A 4,214-nucleotide genomic window follows, 5' to 3' on the forward strand; every position below is an offset into this window, starting at 1 on the left:
CGCTCGACACCATTCTCGATGCGCCGATGGTCTCTGACCCGTTCACCAAGTTCATGTTCTGCTCGCCAGGCGAAGGCGCAGTGGCGCTGGTTCTGGCGAGCGAGCGCATGGCCCGCCGGCTGGGCGCCACGCCGATCCGCCTGGCCGCCGCCACGATGCGCACCCGCCCACCCGGCAGCTTCGAGGTTTTTGCCCCCAGCATCGACAGCGGCGGCGGCACGGCCACCGCCACGCGCCTGGCCTCTGCCGCCGCGTTCGAGGCAGCCGGCATCGGCCCGGCCGATATCGCCGTGGCGCAATTGCAGGACACCGAGGCCGGCGCGGAAATCATGCACATGGCCGAAAACGGCTTTTGCGCCGATGGCGAACAGGAAGCCTGGCTGGCGCAAGGACGCACGCAGATCGGCGGCGCGCTGCCGGTCAACACCGATGGCGGGTGCCTGGCCTGTGGCGAGCCCATCGGCGCTTCGGGCCTGCGCCAGGTCTATGAAAACGTCGTGCAGCTGCGGGGTGCCGGCGGCGGCCGCCAAGTGCCCGGCGATCCGCGCACTGCCTACAGCCACGTCTATGGCGCGCCCGGCGTTTCGGCCGTCACCATCCTTCAGAAATAGCCCGATATGGACCTCGATCTCTCTCCCCAAGACCTGGCCTTCCGCGACGAAGTGCGCGCGTTCCTGGCCGAAAACCTCACTGCCGAAATCCGCGATGGTGCGGCGGCAACGCCATCGGTCTTCGTCGAACCCGAGATTGGCCAGGCATGGAACGCGGTGCTCCACCGCAAGGGTTGGCTCGCCTATCAATGGCCGCGCGAATATGGCGGCACGGGGTGGAGCCCGGTGCAGCGCTATATCTTTGAAAAGGAATGTGCCGAGGCCGGCGCGCCCAATCTTACCGTGCTGGGATTGAAGCTGGTGGCGCCGGTGATCTATGCCTTCGGCACGCCCGAACAGAAGGCGCACTACCTGCCGCGCATCCTCTCGGGCGAAGACTATTGGTGCCAGGGCTTTTCCGAGCCGGCCAGCGGATCGGACCTGGCCAGCCTGCAATGCCGCGCGGTGCGCGTCAGCGACGAACGCGGCGATCGCTATGTCGTCAATGGCTCCAAGATCTGGACCACCCACGCCCACTGGGCCAACCGCATGTTCTGCCTGGCGCGCACCGATGCCAGCGCGCACAAGAACGCTGGCATCTCGTTCCTGCTGGTGGACATGAACCAGCCCGGCATCTCGGTGCGCCCGATCCTGACTCTGGCAGGTGATCATGAGGTAAACCAGGTGTTCCTGGAAGACGTGGAAGTGCCGGTAAGCGACCGCGTCGGCGCCGAAGGCGACGGTTGGAAGCTCGCCAAGTTCCTGCTCGAAAACGAACGCGGCGGATCATGCCACGCGCCCAAGCTGGCCTATGACCTGCGCCGGATCGAAGCCGATGCCAGCGAACAACCTGATGGCCACGGCGGCACCATGGCCGGCAATGCCGAATGGCGCCGCCGCGTGGCGCGCATCCGCCTGGGGGTGGAATCGCTGGAAATGATCGAATTGAAGATCCTGTCCGAAATCGCCCATGGGCAAAAGCCCGGCCCGCAGACCTCGCTGGTCAAGCTGCTCGCGTCCAACCTGCGGCAGGATATCGACCTGCTGGCGATGGATCTGCTGGGCGTGGCGGGCCTGGAACTGGAACGGCAGCGCCCGCTCTATGGCGCGCAGGCGCCGCAGCCGGTGCATGGCCTGCCCAGCCAGGTGGCCGCCGCCCGCTATCTCAACAGCCGCGCCTGGACCATCTTTGGCGGCACCAACGAAGTGCAGGCGGGCATCATCGCCAAGACCGTGCTGCATCTTTAAGCCACAGGCAGCCAGAACAGAATCCGTCGGGAGTTAGGGAATGCAATTGAGCCGCGAAGCCCTGCTGAACGCCTATCGCGCGATGAAGACCATCCGCGAGTTCGAGGAAAGGCTGCACGTCGAAATCCAGACCGGCGAGATCGCCGGCTTCACCCACCTCTATTGCGGGCAGGAAGCCGTGGCCGTGGGAGTGTGCGAGCATCTCGGCACGCAGGACCGCATCGTTTCCACCCACCGTGGCCATGGCCATTGCCTGGCCAAGGGCTGTGACGTGGACGGGATGATGAAAGAGATCTGGGGCAGCCGCGAGGGCCTGTGCAAGGGCAAGGGCGGATCGATGCACATTGCCGACATCGACAAGGGCATGCTGGGCGCCAACGGCATCGTCGGCGCCGGCGCGCCGATCGCGGTGGGCGCGGCGCTGGCCAGCCGGGCCGATGGACCCGGACCCGATGGCATGAAAGTGGCGATCGCCTTTTCCGGCGATGGCGCCTGCAACCAAGGCACCACGTTCGAGGCGATGAACCTGGCGGTGGTGACCCAAGCCCCGTGCATTTTCGTGTTCGAAAACAACCACTATTCCGAACACACCGGCGTTTCCTATGCCGTGGGCACCAATCGCGACATTGCCAGCCGCGCCGAGGCGTTTGGCATGAAGGCCTGGCGCGCCGATGGCACCGATTTCTTTGCCGTGCACGAGACCATGCGCGAGGTGCTGGACCACGTGCGCGGCGGCGGCGGCCCGGCTGCGGTAGAGTTCGATACCGAACGCTTCTTCGGCCATTTCGAGGGCGATCCACAGCGCTATCGCGGCCCGGGCGAGATCGAGCGCATCCGCGCCGAGCGCGACTGCCTCACGCGGTTTCGCAACGCGGTGACCGCCGCCGGCCTGCTCGACCATGCCGATATCGACGCGCTCGACGCGCAGGTGCTGGACACGATCGAGGCAGCCGTGGCCGCCGCGCGTGCGGCGCCGCGCCCCACTGCCGACGATGTCCTGGCCGACGTCTACATCAGCTACTGATCGCGGGAAGAGACGCAACGATGACCAAGATGATGTACCGCGACGCCGTGCTCTCCACGATCATGGAGGAAATGGCACGCGACCCCGATGTGGTCGTGCTGGGCGAAGATGTGGTGGGCGGCATGGGCACGGCCGGCGGGCCCGAGGCGATCGGCGGGATCTGGTCCACCTCCACCGGCCTTTATGATCGCTTTGGCCCCGGCCGGGTGATCGACACGCCGATTTCGGAAAGCGCGATCATGGGCGCCGCGGCCGGCCTGGCTTTGTCGGGCAAGCGACCGGTGGCCGAACTGATGTTTGCCGATTTCATCGGCGTCAGCCTTGACCAGCTGTGGAACCAGATCGCCAAGTTCCGCTATATGTTCGGTGGCAAGACGCGGTGCCCGGCGGTGATCCGCATGGCCTATGGCGCCGGGTTCAACGCCGCCGCGCAGCACAGCCAGTCGGTCCACCATATCCTCACCGGGATGCCCGGCCTCAAGGTGGTGATGCCCTCTACCCCGGCCGACGTGAAAGGCCTTTTGCGCACCGCGATCCGCGATGATGATCCGGTGATCTTCCTGGAACACAAGGCGCTCTATGCCACCAGCGGCGAAGTGCCCGATGACCCGGATTTCATGATCCCGTTCGGCCACGCGCGCCTCTCCCGCGCTGGTGGCGATGTGACGCTGATATCGTCGGGCCTGCTGCTCGGCATGTGCGAGGCCGTGGCCGATCGCCTGGCCGCCGAAGGGATCGGCTGCGATGTGATCGACCTGCGCACCACCAGCCCGCTGGACGAGGAAACCATTCTCGACAGCGTGGAAGTGACCGGGCGCGTGGTCGTGGTCGATGAAGCGCCGCCGCGCTGCGGCCTGGCGGCAGACCTGTGCGCGCTGGTAGCGGAAAAGGCGTTTTCCAGCCTCAAGGCGCCGCCGCAGCAGGTGACCCCGCCGCACACCCCCATCCCGTTCGCGCGCGAGCTGGAAAGCGCGTACCTGCCCTCGGTCGACAAGATCGAGGCGGCGGTGCGCCGCGTCCTGGCCTGGCGCTGAAGGAGAGAGCGATGCCCGACATCCGCCCTTTCTGCATGCCCAAGTGGGGCATCGAAATGACCGAGGGAACCCTCGCCGAATGGAAGCTGGAGGAAGGCGCGAGCTTTTCCCGCGGCCAGTTGCTGTGCCTGATCGAGACCGCCAAGATCACCAACGAGGTTGAAGCCGAATGGGACGGCGTGCTCGCCCGCGTGCTGGTCCCGGCCGGCGGTGACGCGCAGCCGGTGGGCGCGCTGCTGGCAGTGCTGGCCCAGCCGGGCACCAGCGATGCTGATATCGACGCGTTCATCGCCGGCTTCCGCCCCGCCGATGCCAGCG

Annotated in this window: 5 protein-coding genes; all 5 read left to right on the forward strand. The window is 66.5% G+C overall.

Annotation, left to right across the window (positions count from 1 at the left end; translation table 11 throughout):
- Positions 1-611: thiolase family protein (locus tag H926_RS35005; RefSeq protein WP_237741110.1), on the forward strand; the 611-nt coding region annotated here is incomplete at its 5' end.
- 6 nt (positions 612-617) lie between these two features.
- Entirely contained in the window at positions 618-1,838 is a 1,221-nt protein-coding gene (locus H926_RS0119305; RefSeq protein ID WP_022677758.1) for an acyl-CoA dehydrogenase family protein, read from the forward strand.
- A 40-nt stretch (positions 1,839-1,878) separates the two neighbouring features.
- Complete coding sequence (locus H926_RS0119310; protein WP_022677759.1) at positions 1,879-2,862, forward strand: thiamine pyrophosphate-dependent dehydrogenase E1 component subunit alpha; 984 nt, start codon at positions 1,879-1,881, stop codon at positions 2,860-2,862.
- Between the two features lie 20 nt (positions 2,863-2,882).
- Positions 2,883-3,896 carry an alpha-ketoacid dehydrogenase subunit beta gene (locus H926_RS0119315; RefSeq protein ID WP_022677760.1) on the forward strand — a complete coding sequence of 338 codons (1,014 nt, stop codon included), beginning with the start codon at positions 2,883-2,885 and terminating at the stop codon, positions 3,894-3,896.
- 11 nt (positions 3,897-3,907) lie between these two features.
- Positions 3,908-4,214: biotin/lipoyl-containing protein (locus H926_RS29035; protein WP_305809480.1), on the forward strand; the 307-nt coding region annotated here is incomplete at its 3' end.

This window comes from Novosphingobium sp. B-7 (genome assembly GCF_000410615.1).
In the GTDB taxonomy this organism is placed as follows: domain Bacteria; phylum Pseudomonadota; class Alphaproteobacteria; order Sphingomonadales; family Sphingomonadaceae; genus Novosphingobium; species Novosphingobium capsulatum.